This is a genomic window from Pseudomonas sp. LS2P72, from assembly GCF_054897865.1.
In genome coordinates this window covers 1,343,796-1,363,244 of record NZ_CM142708.1, presented here as the reverse complement: position 1 = coordinate 1,363,244, position 19,449 = coordinate 1,343,796, and the positions used below count along the sequence as shown (strand labels likewise).

Sequence of the window (19,449 nt, the reverse complement as noted above, 5' to 3'; positions counted from 1 at the left end):
GCAGTCGGCGCGAAAATTGCCTGGATGTCGAAATCATCCACCCCGAGGTTTGCCGTGGCTGCCTACAACCTGCGTCAATTGAAGTACTTCATCACCACCGTCGAATGCGGCAGCGTCGCCGAGGCGTCGCGCAAGCTGTACATCGCCCAGCCGGCGATTTCCACGGCGATCAAAGGCCTGGAAGACAGCTTCGGCGTGCAACTGCTGATCCGTCATCACGCCCAGGGCGTGTCCTTGACGCCCAGCGGCGCACGCTTCTACCGCAAGGCCCAGGAACTGCTGCGCATGGCCAAGGAGTTCGAACAGAACGCCCTCGCCGACAACGATGTGGTGGCCGGGCAAATCGATATTGGTTGCTTCGAAACGGTCGCGCCGCTGTACCTGCCGCAGTTGATTGCCGGGTTCTCGGCGCTGTACCCGGGGGTGAAAATCCGCATCCGCGACGGCGAGCAACAAGAGTTGGTGCAAGGCCTGACCTCGGGCACCTTCGACCTGGCGATCCTGTATGAGCACGACCTCGACGCCACCATCCAGACCGAACCCCTGATGCCGGCGCAGCGACCTTATGCGTTGTTGCCGGCGGATCATCGCTTTGCTCAGCTCAAGCAAGTGTCGCTGCGCGATCTGTGCCTGGAGCCAATGATTCTGCTGGACGTGCAACCGAGCCGGACCTACTTCGTCAGCCTGTTCGAAGAGTTGGGACTGACGCCGAACATTGCCTTCAGCTCACCGTCGATCGAGATGGTCCGGGGCATGGTCGGGCAAGGGTTCGGCTTCTCGATCCTGGTCACCCGGCCGCATTCGGAATGCACCTATGACGGCCAGAAAGTGGTGTGCGTGGACATCGTCGAAGACGTCACCGGCTCAGGGCTGGTGGCGGCGTGGCTCAAGCGCGGACAGTTGACCAAACCGGCGCAGTTGTTTGCCGACTATTGTCGGGAGCAGCTCACCGCGAAGGCAGCCTCTTGAACATCAACGTCAAAAGATCTTCAGCTTTTACGCGGCTTGATACGCGCCGTCGCCTCGGCCACCAGCGGATCATCCGGCCAGTAGTGCTTCGGATACCGCCCCTTTAAATCCTTCTTCACCTCGGCATACGTGCTGCGCCAGAAGTTGGCCAGATCCTGGGTCACCTGCACCGGCCGGCGCGCCGGGGACAGCAAATGCAGTTTGACCACTTGCCGGCCACCGGCAATCCGTGGGGTCTCGGCCAGACCGAACAACTCCTGCAACCGCACCGCCAAAATCGGCGGTTGCTCGCTGTAATCCAGACGAATCGACGAACCGGACGGCACGCTCAAATGATGCGGCGCCAACTCATCGAGCCTTTGCGGCAGCGGCCATGGCAACAGGTTGTGGACGATGCTCGAGAGGTCCAGATTGGCGAAGTGACTGAGCCGCGAGACTTTGCCCAGATACGGCATCAGCCAATGTTCGAGGCTTTTGAGCAATGCAGCATCGCTGACATCCGGCCATTCACTCTGATCTTTACTGCTGAGGTCCAGCTGTCGCAGCAACGCCACTCGCGCCTGCCACTGACGCAGCTCCGGAGTCCACGGCAACAGCTCCAGACCTTTACGTCGTACCAGATTCACCAGCGCCTGGCTGCGAGCAGTCTCATCGAGTCCGGTCAGGGGTTCACGGCTGAGGATCAACTCACCGACCTTACGCTGACGCTCCGCGCGCAATACGCCTTCACGCTCGTCCCAATCCAGTTGATCGACGCAGCGCACCTGTTCGGCCAACACTGAGTCGAACAGCGCCGGATCGAAATCCGCCGCCAGATAAATCCGTTCTTCACGCTGGCCCTGACGACTGCCGAGATCGGCGACCACCAGCCACGGCTGCTTCATCAAACTGTCAGCTTCGGCGAACAGTGCTGCGCGACCGTTGGCCAGGCGATACTCCGCGCCACCGGCCCGCCGCTGTTGGGCAACTCGATCGGGATAGGCCAACGCCAACAGCGCGCCGAGCCAGCGCGGATGATCCGGATCGCTGACCGGTTCCGACGCCTTGCCTCGCAGGTAACCGCGATACTGCCGCGCCAGTTGCCGGGCACGTTGCACGCCACCCTGAGCGCCGCGTGCGGCGCGTTCTTCGCCGGACAACACCACCAATCGGCTGTGCAGATCCGCCCCGGCGCCACGCAAAATATCTCGCTCGCCGAGCAAGGCCGCGACATCGCAGGCCATGTCGGCCAAGCCGAGCGCCTGACCGCGCAACAGCAAATGCGCGATACGCGGATGCGCCGGCAGTTCGGCCATCGCCTGACCGTGGCGGGTCAACGCTTCGCCGTCCAATGCGCCCAGGCGTTCAAGCAAGTCCTGAGCCTGCGCATAAGCCGCCGCGGGCGGCACGTCGAGCCACACCAATTGCCCCGGCGTCACGCCCCAGCGGCCGAGTTGCAACGCTAATCCGGCAAGGTCTGCCGAGAGGATTTCCGCGCTGGCGTAGGCCGCCAATTGTTCGTGCTGATCCTGCGACCACAAGCGATAACACACGCCCGGTTCCAACCGCCCTGCCCGGCCCGCGCGCTGAGTGGCGCTGGCTTTGGAAATACGCTGAGTATCGAGGCGGGCCATGCCGCTGCCGGGGTCGAAACGCGGTACCCGCGCCAACCCCGCGTCGATCACCACGCGCACGCCATCAATGGTCAGGCTGGTCTCGGCAATGTTGGTCGCCAGCACCACTTTGCGTTTGCCGGCGGGGGCCGGATCGATCGCCGCGCGTTGCGCGGACAGATCCAATTCACCGTGCAACGGGCAGAGCAGAACCTGTGTGCTCTCGCCCAGCGCATCGGCGAGTTGCTGATGCACGCGACGGATTTCCGCTTGCCCCGGCAGGAACACCAGCACGCTGCCGGTTTCATCATTCAAGGCTTCGAGGATGGTCTGCACCAAACGCGGCTCGATGAATTCACCCGGTTGAAACGGCCGCCCCCAGCGCATCGCCACCGGGTACATGCGGCCTTCGCTGCGCAGGATCGGCGCGTCATCGAGCAACCCGGCCAGGCGTTCGCCTTCCAGCGTGGCCGACATCAACAGGATTTTCAGCGGTTGATCGTCACGAAACAGCTCGCGGCCATTCAGGCTCAGGGCCAACGCCAGATCGGCGTCGAGGCTGCGCTCGTGGAATTCGTCGAAGATCAGCAGGCCAACGCCTTCGAGCGCCGGGTCGTCCTGCAAGCGTCGGGTCAGAATCCCTTCGGTGACCACTTCGATACGGGTTTTGGGGCCGACTTTGCTGTCGAGACGAATGCGATAACCGACGGTTTCGCCGACCTTCTCGCCCAACTCACTGGCCAGACGCTCCGCTGCTGCCCGCGCGGCCAACCGCCGCGGTTCGAGCATCAGAATGGTCTGCCCGGCCAACCAGGACTCGTTGAGCAAGGCCAACGGCACGCGGGTGGTTTTACCGGCGCCGGGCGGTGCTTCGAGCACGGCCTCGTGGCGTGTCGCCAAGGCTTCACGCAGGGTGGGTAAAACTTCATCAATCGGCAAAGAAATCATGCTGGCTCCCAAACAGAGGGCCGAGTATAACGGCGAACTGCTTGTCGCTCGTTGCTGTCCTAATTCATATCGACGACGCTTCGTTTTCCAGATGACTCAGGAGATTTCATATGCGTGTTCCCTTTCGCTTGATTGGCGGTGTATTGGTCGCGACGTTGCTGACCCAGGTGACCGCTTGCGGATCGATTTTCTACCCTGACCGTCGCGGTCAGATTGACGGCAAGATCGACCCGGCCATCGCCGCGCTGGATGCCGTGGGTCTGCTGTTCTACATCATTCCCGGACTGATCGCGTTTGCCGTGGACTTCGCCACCGGCGCCATTTACTACGCGCCCGGCGAGACCGCACAGGTGGCCCCGGAAAAACTCAAGGAAGCCATCGGCGCCGACGGCAAGGTCGATAACCACAAGTTGCAGACTATTCTCGAAACCGAACTGGGCCGCAGCTTCCCGCTGGATGACCCGCGCCTGATCCAGCACAAGGGCAGCGCCCAGCAATTGGCCATGTTAGGCCTGCAACCTGCCGCATAAACCGTGCACTTGAAGGAATAGTCGCACTTATGATTTCCAGCTCCGAACACGCCCGCCTGCTGCGGCTGGCGACCCGTGCCTCGGTGGCGGTGGCGTGCACGCTGATCGTCGCCAAAGCCATCGCCTGGTGGTTGAGCGGTTCGGTGAGCATGCTCGCCGGGCTGACCGACTCGGCCCTCGACGGCGTCACCTCGCTGCTCAACCTGCTCGCGGTGCATTACGCCTTGCGCCCGGCCGACGATGATCACCGTTACGGGCACGGTAAGGCCGAATCGCTGGCAGGCATGGCTCAGGCGTTGTTCATTGGCGGCAGTGCGGTGCTGATTGCTTTACAGGCGATTGATCGACTGAAACACCCGGAACCGGTGGGGGCGCCGTGGATCAGCATCGGGGTGATTGTGTTTTCCCTGGCGCTGACCTTGGCACTGCTGATGTTGCAACATCGGGTGGTCAAGGCGACCGGCTCCAGCGCGGTGCGCGCCGACTCCCTGCATTACCGTTCGGACATGCTGCTCAACGGCAGCATTCTGGTGGCGCTGGTGCTCGCCGGGTTCGGTTGGCATCAGGTCGACCCTTGGTTCGGATTGGGGATTGCCGCCTACATTCTCTGGAGCGCGATTCAGATCGGCCGCGAAAGTTTTACCGTGCTGATGGATGAGGAACTGCCATCGGACGTCAGCCAGCACATGCTCGAACTGGCCTGCAGCGTACCGGGAGTATTGGGCGCGCATGACCTGCGTACTCGGGTTTCCGGCAACCTGTGGTTCGTGCAGTTGCACCTGGAATTGCCGGGGGATTTGACCCTGTCAGTCGCTCACGGCATCAGCGACCAAGCCGCCGATGCGATTCACGCGGCTTATCCACGAGCCGAAGTGCTGGTGCACGCCGACCCGCAGGAAGTGGTGCTGGCAAGCAGGGCTCAGAAAGAAACCTGATAGCCGCGACAGCTCAGGCAGTTGCCCTGGGCCTGTCGGTAGACTTGAACCACCGACGGGTCTGGCTGGTAGGTGGCCGTTCGTGGATCTAAGCCGCTCTGCTGCACCGCGTATTGATAGCACTCGTAACCGTCCTGGTTGACCTGTTCTGGCGACTGACCGTTGGCCGGATACGCCACCACGTCATAACCATTGCTGACCGGTTGCGGCTGCGGTTGCACGGGCGGCTCGAGCACGACGTAATCCTGAGTGCTTTCCTGATAGGCGTAGTAAGAACCGGCCGCCAGGAACAACAGCGCACCGTCGATCCACACTTCACGCGCGTAATCGGGCAAGTAGCTGACGCGAATCCCGCGTGGCGGCTTCACCACCACATAACGCGGGCCTTGTGGGCGATACCAGTAGCCGCCGGAGTAGAAGTAATCCTGACCACGGTATGGCACACGGTAATCACGGTCGGGGAAGCGATCAATCACATGACCGGGACGGTACTGCGGGCCGGGGCCCCAGCCATTGCCATGCCCATCCGGGCGACCGGCCCAGCGATGGTCATCGGGACGCGGACCGTTGTTCTGCCATTGCGGGTTGTTATCGTAGCGCCGCGGCACGTCCTGATAGTAACCACGCTGCGGCTGCTGGGTCTGGCGCACGGTGTCGGGCCGGCCCTGAATCGGCAGATCATTGGCCGGTGGCGGTGGTTGAACCGGATTGTTGTAGTCGTGCAGCGGCCGCGGCTGGTTGTTGTCGCCTTGACCCTGATTGTTTCCCTGGTGGCCATCCGAGCCGCGTTGCCCGCCATCGGGGCCACGGTTTTGCGGTTCATCGGCCAGCGATTGCGCAGTGACACTGATACACAACAAACCAACACCGGCCAAACGCCAGATGCGCGACTTCATGCTTTTCCTCACTGCGGGTCAGGGCCTGTACGTAAGACTGGAAAGCACAGGCCGGTTCTGCAACAGGTTATCAGTCGCGAAACTTATTTATTGAGCGCCGTCGTCAAATTGCACGCAAAAGAAAAGGGAGACCCGTCGGCCTCCCTTTGAGAACTTCGTCCGTGCTCGACGCTTATGACGTCGGCTCACCTCACGCCGTCTTCTGGACAGTGTGTAGCTCGGGGGCCGGCACATCCCCGGTGGGGGTGGCGACCGCAGCTGGCCTGATTGGGCGAGCCGCACTGGACTGTTTGTCCGAGCAGTGATTCTGGTGATAAGAATAGGCTCGCGGCGCCGGCAGAGGATTGCGAAGATTGCTCAAATAAACATCACTTGCGCAATTTTTAACCCTGGATAGATAATCCACCGCAATAGTTATGACAAAGGCCTGATTGATGAGCAAACTCGACCGATACGACCTGAGCATTTTGGCGGAATTGCAGCGTGACGCGCGCATCTCCAACCAGGAGCTGGCCGAACGCATCGGCCTGTCGCCTTCGCCATGCTCGCGGCGGGTCAAGCAGCTGGAAGATGATGGTTACATCTCCCGGCAGGTGGCCCTGCTGGACCGCAAGATGCTCGGCCTGAGCCTGACGGCTTACGTGTTGATCGGCATGGACCGGCATACACCGGAGCGCTTCGAGAACTTCGAAGCGGCGATTCGTACGTTGCCGCAGGTGCTGGAATGCAGTTTGGTGACCGGGATGGATGCGGACTATCAGCTTAAAGTCGTCGTGCCGGACATGGACCATTACCAAAAATTGCTGCTGGGACACCTCACCCGGATTGAAGGGGTGACGAGCGTGCGGTCGAGTTTTGTGTTGAATCAGGTGCTCAACAGTACCGAGTTGCCGCTGACTCATCTGCGTAGCTGAGGACGCCTTCGCGGGCAAGCCTCGCTCCTACAGGTCTTGCACAAACTCTGTAGGAGCGAGGCTGTTGTGGTCGAATGTTTTTAGACCATGATGTAGGAGCGTCGATCTAAGGAAGCATCATGGGTTATCGGGTTGTAACGTCAGAGGAAAAAGCAGAAGCCATTCGCTTGGTTGTGGAGATGCATTACTCCGTACCTAAAGCCTGTGAAGCTACTGGGGTAGGCCCTACAGCCCTGCGTCGCTGGGTTTTACGTTGGCGTCGGGAGCAGGACGGAATAGCGCAGCCTCCACGACTGCAGGATCAGGAGCTGATCGAGTCGCTACAGGCAAAACTGACGCTACTTGAAGCCGAGAACCAAGTCCTAAAAAAGCAATTGCCCTCTCATCTAAAGGTTCTGTTCTCTCGAACCAAATGATTGATGGCGTTAAAGGTGCAATGTCGATTCGGCGCATGTGCGCTGTGCTTGGCATTGCCCGAAGCAGTTATTACATAAAGCGAAAATCCAAGCGTCTGAAGCCTGGCCTGCGTTGGCTGAGACGCAAACTTCGTGCATTGCATAAAGAACATCGTGAGGCGTTAGGTACTCGTGGGCTTTGCAAAGAGCTAAGAAAAGAGGGGGGGTTCATTGGCCGCTATCGAATGCGTACCTTGATCAATGCCTTTGGCCTGCACCGACGCAGGCCACGTTATGCCCACTATCGCCGCGCCACGAAGCCGGCGATCGTAGCCCCGAACATACTTGATCGTCGCTTTAATCCAAGCCGGCCAGATACGCTTTGGGCAGGCGATATTACCTACATCAGAGTTGGCAATAGCTGGCTTTACCTGGCGGTAGTGATGGATCTGTTTTCACGCAGGATTGTGGGTTGGGCGTGCTCACGAACGGCCGATGCTGAGCTGTCTGTAAAAGCACTGAGGTTGGCAGTGTCTATACGGCGCCCGATGCCTGAGCTGCTATTTCACTCAGACCAAGGCTGTCAGTACACCGCTGATCGATTTGTTGCCTGTTTGGCAGAAACCCGGATCGTTCAGAGTATGAGCCGTCGAGGCAACTGCTGGGATAATGCGGTAGTGGAGCGCTATTTCAGGACGTTGAAGCACGATTGGATGCCGGAAAACGGCTACCAGAATCATTTCGAAGCGGAGAAGGATGTGATGGAATTCATCTCGCATTACAACCATCGCCGTTGCCACTCCGCCTCGAACCACTTGCCGCCTGCGCTGTTCGAGCAACAGGCGGCTTAATACTCCTACGCGATGGTTTAAAAAAACTGAACCACTACAGGCTTGCCCGCGAAGGGGCCGGCACAGGCGACGAATAGCTGCGACACGCTGCCGCAGGTCAATACTTCGCCAATCCCCCATGCCGTATACTCCAGCGCCTTTTAGCCCCGCTCGCGCTGGAGATGTTCGATGGATCCTGCAGTATTCGAAGAGTGGATGATGACCGGACTGGTCAGCATTCTGATCATTTTCATGGGTTTCATCGTCTGGGATCTGGCGAAGAAATCCAAGGCCGGACGCTTCGGCTCTTTCATTCTGTTCTTTGTGCTGGGCCTCGGCGTGGGCGCGTTCGTGATCAAAAGTGTGGTCATCGGCCTGATCGAATCCGGCACGTTATAAACGCGCCGGCACTTCCTTCCACTGGCCCTGATCGAGCCCTTCGATCGACCAGTCGCCGATTTTGACCCGCACCAGACGCAACGTCGGCAAGCCGACCGCTGCAGTCATGCGCCGCACCTGACGGTTGCGCCCTTCACGAATCACCAGCTCCAGCCAACTGGTCGGCACACTTTTGCGAAAGCGCACCGGCGGGTTGCGAGGCCACAGTTCAGGTTCTTCAAGCTGCCGCGCTTCAGCCGGTAGCGTCATGCCATCGTTCAGCTCCACGCCATCGCGCAGACGTTGCAATTGCTGGGCGCTCGGCTCGCCTTCCACCTGCACCCAATAGGTCTTCGCCAGTTTGTGTTTCGGGTCGGCGATCCGCGCCTGAAGCTGACCGTCATTGGTCAGCAGCAGTAAACCTTCGCTGTCGCGATCCAGCCGTCCTGCCGGGTAAATCCCGGGGATCTCGATGTAGTCCTTGAGCGTCGCCCGCCCTTCTCCGTCGCTGAATTGCGTCAGCACATCGAACGGTTTGTTGAACAGAATCAGCTTCGGCTCGGCCGGCGGCGCTTTGGCGACACGGCGCGGGGCTGAGGACGATGGCGCAGGCTTCACGCCAGGGTGGCGGGAAACGGGACGTTGAGGACGAGACATGGGAAAAGGAACATCTAACGGTCAGGGCTGCTAATGCTAGTGCCCTGACCGCTAAATGACCATGAGAACAATCAGCGGAACGGCGGCTCGTCGAAGCTGCGCAGTTTGCGCGAGTGCAGCGAGTTGAGTTCGGTGCGCAACAGATCCACCGCCTCGATGCCGATCTTCAAATGCTGGCTGACCGCACGCTCATAAAAGGCGTTGGCCGAACCCGGCAATTTGATTTCGCTGTGCAACGGTTTGTCCGAGACACAGAGCAATGTGCCGTACGGGACCCGCAAGCGATAACCTTGCGCCGCGATGGTGCCGCTTTCCATGTCCACCGCCACGGCGCGAGACAGGTTGATCAGCGGACGCTCCTGAGCCCAGCGCAATTCCCAGTTACGGTCGTCGTAGGTCAGCACGGTGCCGGTGCGCAGGCGTTTTTTCAGCTCGTCGCCCTTCTCGCCAGTGATATTGGCCGCCGCTTGCTGCAACGCCATCTGCACTTCGGCCAGGGCCGGAATCGGAATATTCGGCGGCACGACCCGATCGAGAATCCCGTCGCGGCGCATGTAAGCGTGCGCCAGCACGTAATCGCCAATCGTCTGCGACTGACGCAAACCGCCACAGTGGCCGATCATCAGCCAGCAATGCGGACGCAGCACCGCCAGGTGGTCAGTGATGTTCTTGGCGTTGGACGGGCCGACGCCGATGTTCACCAGGGTCACGCCATGGCCGTCGGTGGCGATCAGGTGATAGGCCGGCATCTGATAGCGGTGCCAAACCACACCGGCGGCAATCGCCGAGGCTTCGCCGTGGTCCATGCTCTTTTCGATGATCACGTTGCCCGGCAAGACCATGCGCACGAAACGCGGATCGCTGCGCAACTGTTCCAGGCCATGGACGATGAACTGGTCAACGTAGCGGTGGTAGTTGGTCAGCAGAATCCACGGTTGCACATGACGCCAGTCGCTGCCGGTGTAATGCACCAGACGGCGCAGGGAGAAATCCACCCGGGCGGCGTCGAACAGGGCCAGCGGCAGCGGGTCGGTATTTTCCCAATCGTACAAACCGTCGGCGATGCCATCGGTCGCGGCCGACAGGTCGGTACTCGGGAACACCCGCGCCAGCGTCGCTGCGGTGACGCCGGAGCCGGCCAGTTCATCGCCCTGCTCAACCACGTACGGATAAGGAATGTTTTGCTGGCTGATACCGACTTCCACCGTCACGGTGAAGTCGTGCATCAACGGCACCAACTGTTCCAGCAGGTATTTACGGAAGGCGGCGGGATGGGTGACGGTGACGCTGTAGGTCCCCGGCAATTGAACCTTGGCATAGGCGCGCGTGGTCTGTGGGACTTCGCCCTGGCAAAGGTAGGTCAGACGCAGCTCGGGATAACGAAACATCGCACGCTGTTCGGCGTCCGGTTCGACTCGATCCTTGAGGTAACGCTTGAGCGCCTGGTTCAGCGCGGTGGTTGCACGGTTGTGCAAGAGCGCAAGCCGGTCCACGGCTTGCTCGGCGGTTTGAACGACAATAAAAGCTTCGGTCACGATCAGCATCCTGTGTTCTGACTTGCAGGCCTTCATCTTGCCTGCATCGTCGTCTAACGGGAACAGTGGCGTGCTGATGCACAACTACTCTGCACACCCCAGATCCAATGTGGGAGCGAGCCTGCTCGCGATAGCGGACTGTCAGCCGACATCAATGTCGAATGTTAAATCGCTTTCGCGAGCAGGCTCGCTCCCACAGGGATACGGTGTTGTTCACACAAACGGGGTTGAGCGGGCGACAATCGCTTCCAAATCCAGCCCACGTGGCAACGCGCCATACACCCGACCGGCCGAACCCAGGCGGCTGGCGATGAAGGCATCACTGACAGCGCCGTTGCCCGCTTCCAGCAACAGTTTGGCCTGAAGGCCCAAGGCGATGTCTTCGGTGAGCTGGCGGGCGCGGTACTGAATGTCGCTGGTGTCCTTGAACGCTGTCTGCAATTGAGTGATGTGTGCGGCCAGGCGTTTGTCGCCATGACCATCACCCAGTTCGCTGAACAGTACGTCGAGCACACCCGGCTCCTTGGACAACGCTCGCAGCACGTCAAGGCATTGCACGTTGCCGGAACCTTCCCACGTCGAATTGACCGGTGCCTCACGGTACAACCGCGGCAGGATGCTGTCTTCGACATAACCGGCGCCACCCATGCATTCGGCAGCTTCGTTGATCATTCCGGGCGCGCGTTTGCAGATCCAGTACTTGCCCACCGCCGTGACCAGCCGAGCGAATTTGGCTTCATGCTCATCATCCAGATGATCCAGCGCCCGGCCCATGCGCAGGCTCAAGGCCAGGGCGGCTTCGCTTTCCAGGGCCAGGTCGGCCAGTACGTTCTGCATCAAAGGTTGTTCGCTGAGCAACTTGCCGCCGACCTTGCGGTGAGCGCAGTGATGGCTGGCCTGGGTCAAGGCCTGGCGCATCAGCGAACTGGAACCGACCATGCAATCGAAGCGGGTCATGGCGACCATTTCGATGATGGTCGGAACGCCCCGGCCCTCTTCGCCAACCATCCATGCCAGCGCACCACGGAACTCCACTTCGCTGGATGCGTTGGAGCAATTGCCGAGTTTGTTCTTCAGACGCTGTATGTAGAACTGATTGCGCGTGTCGTCCGGGCGATGGCGCGGCAGCAGGAAACAGGTCAACCCCTTGTCAGTCTGGGCCAGGGTGAGGAAGGCATCGCACATCGGTGCCGAACAAAACCATTTGTGGCCCACCAGCTCATACGCCTGGCCCGGACCACTGGCGCCGACCGGAAAAGCCTTGGTGGTGTTGGCCCGCACGTCGGTGCCGCCCTGTTTCTCGGTCATCGCCATGCCGATGGTGACCCCGGCCTTGTGGGCCATGCCGACGTTGCGCGGATCGTATTCGGTAGAGAGGATTTTCGGCAGCCACTGCTCGGCCAGGTCCGGTTGCAGGCGCATCGCCGGGACGCTGGCGAAGGTCATGGTCAGCGGGCAACCACTACCGGCTTCGGCCTGGCTGTGCAGGTAGGTCATGGCGGCGCGGGCGACGTGGGCGCCGGACTGCGGGTGCGCCCAGGGCAACGAAGTCAAACCGTGCTCGACCGCCGTGCGCATCAACTCGTGATACGCCGGGTGAAACTCCACCAGGTCGATGCGATGGCCGTAACGATCATGACTGCTGAAAACCGGCTTGTTCTGATTGGCCAGAAATCCCGCTTCCATCAGCGGCCCGCCGGCCAGTGCGCCGTAAGCGTCGATCCGCGACTCGGCCCAGCCGGCCCCAAAACGCCGCGACCACTCCTGCAACGGCAGGTCGATGCGATACAGGTTGGCGCCGTCCAGCGACGGTGGCTGGTTGGTGACTTCGTGGGTTTCGGCGAACTGATGCAGGTTCATGACGGGGCTCCTTTGGTTAGCCAAGGGACTTCAGTTAAGCACCGCCCCCCGGCTGAACAAAGTGTCATATCTGCCTAACTGTCGGCGCTTTCGCCTTGCTTTGGACATAACACCCGGCGATAGAGCGCTGCCTGCAGGTCCTCGAATTTCACCGGTTTGCTCAGGTAATCGATCAAGGCGCCGGTTGGGCAGCGTTCCCGATCAATGCTCAAGGCAATCACGAATACCGGCAGTTCGGCGCAGCCCGGCAACGCGCGGATCTGGCAACAGAGGGACGCGCCACCCAGAGATGGAAGCTGGCAATCGAGCAATACCGCATCGAAGGTTTCGCGCTGCAAGTGATCGAGCGCGCCAGCCCCGTTGTCGGCGGTGCGCACCCGGAAGCCCAGCTTGAGCAGCATGCCGCGCATCACCAACTGATTGATGCTGTTGTCATCGACCAGCAATACCGCGCAGTCCTGAGGCAGTCGCAGGCGAGGAAATTCCCGGGTCATCAAGGGCACTGACGGCCGTTCTACTACGGGCAGTTCAAACTCGACATCGAGCTGGAAGCGGCTGCCACGACCAGGCTCGGAGCGGTGGGTCAGTTTTCCACCGAGCAGTTCGACGAGCTGCCGACAGATCGCCAGGCCGACGCCCAGACCGCCGTATTCACGGGTCATCGAGCCGTCGAGCTGGAAGAACCGCTGATACAGTGTCGCCTCCCCCAGATCGGTGAAGCCGATGCCGGTGTCGATCACCGCAAAGGACAGCGCCAGTCGATCGGGTGCAACGGGTTTGCCCGTCACCCGCAGCGCCAGTCCGCCGATCCGCGTGAACTTGATCGCGTTATCCAGCAGGCATTCCAGGCATTGCGCCAACTTGGCGCTGTCGCCGTGCAAGCGATCCGGCAGACCCGACGTGATCTCGACGTTGAAGTCCAACGACTTGCTCGACGCGTTGCCCTCGAACTGCAGGCGCAAAGCCTCGACCACGCCGCGCAAACTGAAAACGGCGGGATAGGGCTTGAGCTTGCCGGCCTGCAACTCGGTCAGGGTGAGGATGCCGTTGACCATGCGCATCATGTCTCGTGCGGAACCGGCGGCCGTTTGCTGATATTGCTCCAGCTCCGGGTCCATCTCGACGGTCTGCATCAGCTCCAACGAGCCGATCACACCGTTCATGGGCGTGCGCAGTTCGTGGGTCAGGGTGGCGAGGAATTCGTCCTTGAGCTTGTTACTGTGAGCCAGTTGCTGGTTCAGCACTTCAAGTGTTTGACCGGCATCAAACAGGGTCTGTGCCTGTTGCTCGCGCATGGCGTTAATGCGATCGGCCAGCGCCAGGGACAGCAGCGCGACTTCAATCGCCGAGCCGATCTGGCTCGAATACATGGTCAGGAACACGTTTGGCAGGTAACCCAGCACCATCAGGGTGTTGACGATGCCGCCGAGTAAAAACGCCGACCAGGCAATGATGAAATAACGCGCCACTCGCAGGCCACGCAGCCAGGCAAAAATCCCTGCGGCAAAAATCACTACGGTGAAGGTCAGTGCCAGCGCCGTCGCCAGGCGCAGGGCCAGGGCGTAACTGGTCATCAACGACAACCCGACCACCACTGCGCTAAACGCGATCAACGCCAACAGCAAGCGGTCGAGCCAACGACTGTGGGTTGCCGTCTGCAAGAAGCTGCGCGCGAACTGGCTGCCGAACAGGCCTGAGCAACCGATGAAAAACGGCGTCGCGGCGTTGGCCCACCAAGGATTGTTCGGCCAGAAATACTCCACGGCCGCGCCGTTCACTGACAGCTGATACAAGCCGAACGAGGCGATATAGAAGATGTAATAGAGGTAGCTGGTATCGCGCACGCTGAGATAGATGAACAGGTTGTACACCAACATTCCCAGCAATACGCCGTAGATCAGCCCCAGCACATACAGTCGGATCGGTTGTTCTTCCAGGTAGGCAGTGCTCGACCAGAGCGTGACCGGCGCCTGGATCGACCCTTCACTTTGCAGGCGCAGGTACAGGGTTTGCGCTTGATCAGGGGTGAAGTTCAGATCGAACAGGTAGTTGTTCTGGCGGATCTCGCGGCTGTCGAACGGCAAGGCATCACCGGTCTGACGTGCCAGTTGATAGCCACCGCCCGCATCGGGCAAATAGAGGTCAATGTGATCGAGGGGTGGATAGGCCAGTTCCAGCAACCAGGTGTGCTGCACCGCGGGGTTGTTCGGGCGGTAATGCAGGTCGATTTTCAACCAGAACACTGAACGCGAGTAACCGGCGTTGAGGGTGGCTTTGTCGTGGGGCTTGAAGTTTCCGGCCGCGGCTTGTGCACGGACATCGGCGATGGTCGCCTGACCGCCCGCGTCTTCGAACACTTGCAGGGTTCGGCCCAAGGGAAGGCTTTGAGTGAATTCGTCGAATTCGACGGCACTCGCCATGAGGGGCAAGCACAACAGCAACATCAGCAAATAGCGCATTTAAGCCCCAGCGTGGCCTGTCCGGTTATCTCAGGAAGCCCCTCATTCCTTTTGAGTAGACGTAAAACCGGCATTACCTGTTATTGGTTTGGATCCACTCTAGCATAGCCGTTGATGGCCATTGAACACTATTGAAATTTTTCCTACAAAGGCTCTAGCACGGGCGTTCCAGCTCAATGCATTGGGCTAGAGCTGTTTCGCCGGTCAGTTTGTGACAACGCCCTATTCCCTGTAGCAGCTGGCGAAGCCTGCGTTCGGCTGCGAAGCAGTCGTAAAACCTGAACACGCGGTCTGCCTGATACACCGCAGCGACTGACTTCACGACTGCTACGCAGCCGAACGCAGCCTTCGGCAGCTGCTACATGACCGCCTTATGAATTGGGGGGGGCATCCGAAAAAAGATGTTTGGTGGTAAGCTCGCGCACCATGAATATCTACAGCTCTCGCCCCGTTGTCCTCTGTCTCTCCGGCCACGACCCAAGTGGTGGCGCCGGCTTGCAGGCAGATATCGAAGCCCTGCTCGCTCAGGGTTGTCATGCGGCCCCGGCCGTCACTGCCCTGACCGTGCAAGACACGGTCAACGTCACTGACTTCCGCGTCCTCGACCGTGAGTGGGTGTTGGCCCAGGCCAATGCCGTGCTCAACGACTCCGAAGTCGCCGCGGTGAAACTGGGCATGCTCGGGTCCCTGGAAATGGTCGACACTGTCGTCGAACTGCTCCAGGCGCACCCGCATTTGCCGGTGGTCTGCGACCCGGTGCTGCGCGCCGGCGGCGGCGGACGACTGGGCAAGGACGAAGTCGGCTACGCCATGCGCGAGCGCCTGTTGCCTCTGTCGATCATCGCCACACCTAACCTTCCCGAAGCCCGCATCCTCGCCGAACTGCCCGAAGGCACCGCGGACGAGTGCGCTGAAAAACTCCTGCCATTCGTCAAACACCTGCTGATCACTGGCGGGCATGGCGATGAACACGAAATCCACAATCGCCTGTACAGCCGCGACGGTCACCGCGAAACCTTCACCTGCCAGCGCTTGCCCGGCAGTTATCACGGCTCCGGTTGCACGCTGGCCAGTGCGCTGGCCGGTCGTCTGGCCCTCGGTGAAAATCTCGCCAGCGCCGTGCAGACCGCGCTTAACTACACGTGGCGCACCCTGCGTGATGCGGAGCAGTTGGGCAAAGGCCAGTTCGTGCCACGCCGCCTGCCGCTGGATTTCTGTTCGTAACTGTCCATGCGTAAAGCAAAAAGGATTGCCCGATGAAGCTACGTGGCCTGTACGCCATTACAGATAGCCAACTGCTGGCAGGTAAATTTCTTTCGTACGTGGAGGCGGCGCTGGAAGGCGGCGTCACCCTGCTGCAATACCGCGACAAGAGCAGCGACGAAGCCCGCCGCCTACGCGAGGCCGAAGCCTTGCGCGATCTGTGCGAACGCTACAAGACCCCGTTGATCATCAACGACGATGCCGAACTCGCCGCACGCCTGAACGTCGGCGTGCACCTGGGCCAGACCGATGGCCCGCTGACCCCGGCCCGTGCGCTGCTCGGTCGCCAGGCCATCATCGGCTCGACCTGCCACGCGCAACTCGAACTCGCCGAGCAAGCAGCGAAGGAAGGCGCCAGTTACGTCGCCTTCGGTCGTTTCTTCAACTCCAACACCAAACCCGGCGCACCGACTTGCAGCCTCGAATTGCTCGACCAGGCCCGCAGCAAACTGCACCTGCCGATCTGCGCGATTGGCGGCATCACCCTGGAAAACGCCGCGCCACTGGTGGCCCACGGGGTCGATCTGCTGGCGGTGGTGCATGGCCTGTTTGGCGCCGAGAGCACGGCTGAAGTGACACGCCGCGCCCGCGCCTTTAACGAATTGTTCAAATCCTGATTTTTTGAGAGCCCGATCATGTCTCGTTCCGAAACGCTGTTTGCCAATGCCCAAAAACACATTCCCGGTGGCGTGAACTCGCCTGTTCGCGCATTCAAAAGCGTTGGCGGCACGCCATTGTTCTTCAAACACGCGGAAGGCGCCTACGTCACCGACGAAGACAACAAGCGTTATGTGGATTACGTCGGTTCCTGGGGACCGATGATTCTCGGCCACAGCCACCCCGACGTGCTGGACGCCGTGCGCAAACAGCTTGAGCACGGACTGTCCTACGGCGCGCCGACCGAGATGGAAACCCAGATGGCGGACCTGGTCTGCTCGATCGTGCCGTCGATGGAAATGGTGCGCATGGTCAGCTCCGGCACCGAAGCGACCATGAGTGCTATCCGTCTGGCCCGTGGTTTCACCGGCCGAGACAGCATCATCAAGTTCGAAGGCTGCTACCACGGTCACTCCGACAGCCTGCTGGTCAAGGCCGGCTCCGGCGCCCTGACTCAAGGCGTGCCGAGCTCGGCCGGTGTGCCGGCGGCCTTCGCCAAACACACCCTGACCCTGCCGTTCAACGACATCGACGCCGTCGAAACCATGCTCGCCGAAGTCGGCCAGGACGTGGCGTGCATCATTGTCGAGCCAGTGGCCGGCAACATGAATTGCGTACCGCCGGCACCAGGTTTCCTCGAAGGCCTGCGCACCCTGTGCGACAAGCATGGCGTGGTACTGATTTTCGACGAAGTAATGACCGGTTTCCGTGTCGCCCTTGGCGGCGCACAAGCCCACTACGGCGTGAAACCCGACCTGACCACCTTCGGCAAAATCATCGGCGGCGGCATGCCGGTGGGCTGTTTCGGCGGCAAGCGTGAAATCATGTCGCACATCGCACCATTGGGCCCGGTCTATCAGGCGGGCACCTTGTCGGGTAACCCGTTGGCCATGGCTGCTGGCCTGACGACCCTGCGCCTGATCAGCCGCCCGGGTTTCCACGCCGAGTTGACTGACTACACCAGCCGCCTGCTCGATGGTCTGCAGCTACGCGCCGATGCGGCGGGTATTCCGTTCGTGACCACACAGGCCGGCGGCATGTTCGGCCTGTACTTCAGCGGCGCCGACGACATCGTGACCTTCGATGACGTGATGGCCAGCGACGCCGCCCTGTTCGGGCGCTTCTTCCACTTGATGCTCGAAGGCGGCGTGTACCTGGCGCCGAGCGCCTTCGAAGCAGGCTTCACCTCGATCGCCCACGGTGAAACCGAGCTGAACCTGACGCTGGATGCCGCTGAGCGCGCATTTGCTGCATTGAAATAACGCTGTGCCGCTGACGTTGGCGGTTGCCAGCGTCAGCTTTCACCTGCATTCGCGCCCTTATTCCTACGCTTCTGCTCAAAATCCCCAGCAAATCGGGCGATATATTCCCCGCGCAGCAGAAAAACGAGTAAAGACTTTGTAAGGTTGGCCCTGCTTATTTCATAATGCGCGCTTATTGGATCCCTCGACGGGTCCGCGCGCCCTTCAGAGGTAAGTCGATTCCCATGAACCGCACCGGCCGCGCCCTTGCATTGGGCTGCCTGTTGCTCCTTCAGCCCCTGCTCGCGCTCGCACAAGCAGGCGGCAACTCGTTGTTAATTCCAGCGATGGGTCGCTGCACCCTCAATACTCAGCCGCAAGACCTGGCACAGGCTCTTGCGGCCTGCCAGAAAGCGTCGGATGAAGGGGATGCGCAAGCGCAATACGAGTTGGGCGAGTTCTACTACGACGGCAAAAATACGCCGCGCGACCTCAAAAAAGCCCTGGGCTACTTCGAAAAGGCCTCGTTGCAAGGCCATGCTCAGGCGCAATTCAAACTCGGCTCCATGTTCTTCCACGGCGAAGGCGTACCGGCCAATAACGTTCAGGCATATATCGTGCTGAAAATGGCTGCGGTCAATGGCGCTGAAGAAGCATTGGACACCGCCGACGAAGTCGCCGAGAAAATGCCCCGCGAAGAACTTGAAGTGGCTACCCAGGTACTGGGGCAAATCTTCCGAAAATATCTGATGGAATTGCAGAGCGCCGATGGGCGTACGCCGTTCTCACCACTGCCCTGATTTCTGTTTCGATCTGACTGGCCCCATCGCGAGCAGGCTCGCTCCCACATCTATTCGATCTTCTGTGAATACAAGATATGTAAACGCCAGAGATTAACTGTGGGAGCGAGCCTGCTCGCGATGGGGGCAACTCGGTTCCGCGGCTTACTTCTCAGGCATCGGCATCGGAAACGGCATGACATTGCCGACCGCGCCGCGGGCTTCGCTGATTTTCGGCGTGCCGAGGCGCTCGACCTCGTCGATCCGCACGATCGAATGCATTGGCACAAAGCTGCGCACAACGCCTTCGAACTGAGCCTTGAGCTTCTCTTCGCTCGGATCGACGACCACTTGCGTGCGCTCGCCAAAGACGAACTCTTCCACTTCCAGGAAGCCCCACAGATCACTTTGATAGATCTGCTTGGCATACATTTCGTACACCTGGCCCTGGTTGAGGAAAATCACCTTGTAGATTGGAGCTTCACGTTTGGTCATGGTGGGCGAGCAACACATCGGGGATAAAAATGAGGGCGCGAACTATAGCATAGCCACCGGACGCACAGCGGTAGGAACCTTGGGTCATGTTCCCTATAATGCGCGGTTCTTTGAAT

18 protein-coding genes are annotated in these 19,449 nt (G+C 60.3%); 11 read left to right on the top strand and 7 right to left on the bottom strand.

Annotated features, from left to right (window positions below; translation table 11 throughout):
* Nucleotides 1–54 precede the first annotated feature (54 nt).
* Nucleotides 55–969: a LysR substrate-binding domain-containing protein gene (locus tag ACYZUA_RS06235; RefSeq protein WP_095130716.1), complete on the top strand. Its 915-nt coding sequence runs from the start codon at nt 55–57 to the stop codon at nt 967–969.
* A 20-nt stretch (nt 970–989) separates the two neighbouring features.
* Here the strand turns inward: ACYZUA_RS06235 and hrpB are convergent, their stop codons facing one another.
* Nucleotides 990–3,509 carry an ATP-dependent helicase HrpB gene (gene hrpB, locus ACYZUA_RS06230; protein ID WP_461962421.1) on the bottom strand — a complete coding sequence of 840 codons (2,520 nt, stop codon included), beginning with the start codon at nt 3,507–3,509 and terminating at the stop codon, nt 990–992.
* Nucleotides 3,510–3,619: 110 nt separating this feature from the next.
* Here hrpB and ACYZUA_RS06225 point away from each other — a divergent pair, with 110 nt between their 5' ends.
* Complete coding sequence (locus ACYZUA_RS06225; RefSeq protein ID WP_095130721.1) at nt 3,620–4,039, top strand: polyribonucleotide nucleotidyltransferase; 420 nt, start codon at nt 3,620–3,622, stop codon at nt 4,037–4,039.
* Between the two features lie 29 nt (nt 4,040–4,068).
* Nucleotides 4,069–4,974 carry a cation diffusion facilitator family transporter gene (locus ACYZUA_RS06220; protein ID WP_461962420.1) on the top strand — a complete coding sequence of 302 codons (906 nt, stop codon included), beginning with the start codon at nt 4,069–4,071 and terminating at the stop codon, nt 4,972–4,974.
* Here the strand turns inward: ACYZUA_RS06220 and ACYZUA_RS06215 are convergent.
* Nucleotides 4,959–5,870, bottom strand: a complete 912-nt coding sequence (locus ACYZUA_RS06215; RefSeq protein WP_461962419.1) for a DUF6515 family protein — start codon at nt 5,868–5,870, stop codon at nt 4,959–4,961. The two genes, ACYZUA_RS06220 and ACYZUA_RS06215, sit on opposite strands and share 16 nt — an antisense overlap.
* A 434-nt stretch (nt 5,871–6,304) precedes the next feature.
* Here ACYZUA_RS06215 and ACYZUA_RS06210 point away from each other — a divergent pair, with 434 nt between their 5' ends.
* The 4 genes from ACYZUA_RS06210 (at nt 6,305) to ACYZUA_RS06195 (ending at nt 8,408) form a co-directional block, all read left to right on the top strand.
* Complete coding sequence (locus ACYZUA_RS06210) at nt 6,305–6,784, top strand: Lrp/AsnC family transcriptional regulator (protein WP_007937367.1); 480 nt, start codon at nt 6,305–6,307, stop codon at nt 6,782–6,784.
* A 119-nt stretch (nt 6,785–6,903) separates the two neighbouring features.
* Nucleotides 6,904–7,200: a transposase gene (locus ACYZUA_RS06205; protein ID WP_461962418.1), complete on the top strand. Its 297-nt coding sequence runs from the start codon at nt 6,904–6,906 to the stop codon at nt 7,198–7,200.
* On the top strand, nt 7,197–8,030 hold the full coding sequence (locus ACYZUA_RS06200) for an IS3 family transposase (RefSeq protein ID WP_461962417.1): 834 nt from the start codon (nt 7,197–7,199) through the stop codon (nt 8,028–8,030). Before ACYZUA_RS06205 ends, ACYZUA_RS06200 begins: the two co-directional genes overlap by 4 nt.
* 168 nt (nt 8,031–8,198) lie before the next feature.
* Nucleotides 8,199–8,408 carry a DUF2788 domain-containing protein gene (locus ACYZUA_RS06195; protein ID WP_347805715.1) on the top strand — a complete coding sequence of 70 codons (210 nt, stop codon included), beginning with the start codon at nt 8,199–8,201 and terminating at the stop codon, nt 8,406–8,408.
* Here the strand turns inward: ACYZUA_RS06195 and ACYZUA_RS06190 are convergent.
* From ACYZUA_RS06190 to ACYZUA_RS06175, 4 genes are all read right to left on the bottom strand, one after another.
* Nucleotides 8,403–9,044 carry a pseudouridine synthase gene (locus tag ACYZUA_RS06190; RefSeq protein ID WP_461962416.1) on the bottom strand — a complete coding sequence of 214 codons (642 nt, stop codon included), beginning with the start codon at nt 9,042–9,044 and terminating at the stop codon, nt 8,403–8,405. The two genes, ACYZUA_RS06195 and ACYZUA_RS06190, sit on opposite strands and share 6 nt — an antisense overlap.
* A gap of 71 nt (nt 9,045–9,115) precedes the next feature.
* Nucleotides 9,116–10,615, bottom strand: a complete 1,500-nt coding sequence (gene amn / locus ACYZUA_RS06185; protein ID WP_178082705.1) for an AMP nucleosidase — start codon at nt 10,613–10,615, stop codon at nt 9,116–9,118.
* 177 nt (nt 10,616–10,792) lie between these two features.
* The gene (locus tag ACYZUA_RS06180) at nt 10,793–12,439 is read right to left on the bottom strand and encodes an acyl-CoA dehydrogenase family protein (RefSeq protein ID WP_461962415.1); all 1,647 of its coding nucleotides are present in this window, start codon (nt 12,437–12,439) and stop codon (nt 10,793–10,795) included.
* 74 nt (nt 12,440–12,513) lie between these two features.
* Complete coding sequence (locus ACYZUA_RS06175; RefSeq protein ID WP_461962414.1) at nt 12,514–14,898, bottom strand: 7TM diverse intracellular signaling domain-containing protein; 2,385 nt, start codon at nt 14,896–14,898, stop codon at nt 12,514–12,516.
* 426 nt (nt 14,899–15,324) lie between these two features.
* Between ACYZUA_RS06175 and ACYZUA_RS06170 the strand changes: the two genes are divergently transcribed.
* The 4 genes from ACYZUA_RS06170 (at nt 15,325) to ACYZUA_RS06155 (ending at nt 18,859) form a co-directional block, all read left to right on the top strand.
* Nucleotides 15,325–16,122: a hydroxymethylpyrimidine/phosphomethylpyrimidine kinase gene (locus tag ACYZUA_RS06170; RefSeq protein WP_109786339.1), complete on the top strand. Its 798-nt coding sequence runs from the start codon at nt 15,325–15,327 to the stop codon at nt 16,120–16,122.
* Between the two features lie 32 nt (nt 16,123–16,154).
* Nucleotides 16,155–16,778: a thiamine phosphate synthase gene (thiE, locus tag ACYZUA_RS06165; RefSeq protein ID WP_461962413.1), complete on the top strand. Its 624-nt coding sequence runs from the start codon at nt 16,155–16,157 to the stop codon at nt 16,776–16,778.
* An 18-nt stretch (nt 16,779–16,796) separates the two neighbouring features.
* Nucleotides 16,797–18,080 carry a glutamate-1-semialdehyde 2,1-aminomutase gene (gene hemL, locus ACYZUA_RS06160; RefSeq protein WP_461962412.1) on the top strand — a complete coding sequence of 428 codons (1,284 nt, stop codon included), beginning with the start codon at nt 16,797–16,799 and terminating at the stop codon, nt 18,078–18,080.
* Between the two features lie 224 nt (nt 18,081–18,304).
* Nucleotides 18,305–18,859, top strand: coding sequence for a tetratricopeptide repeat protein (locus ACYZUA_RS06155; protein ID WP_033054173.1), 555 nt, complete (start codon nt 18,305–18,307; stop codon nt 18,857–18,859).
* A 144-nt stretch (nt 18,860–19,003) separates the two neighbouring features.
* Here the strand turns inward: ACYZUA_RS06155 and ACYZUA_RS06150 are convergent, their stop codons facing one another.
* A complete protein-coding gene (locus tag ACYZUA_RS06150) occupies nt 19,004–19,333 on the bottom strand; it encodes a DUF1820 family protein (protein ID WP_007894425.1) in 330 nt (109 codons plus the stop codon).
* Nucleotides 19,334–19,449: the final 116 nt, after the last annotated feature.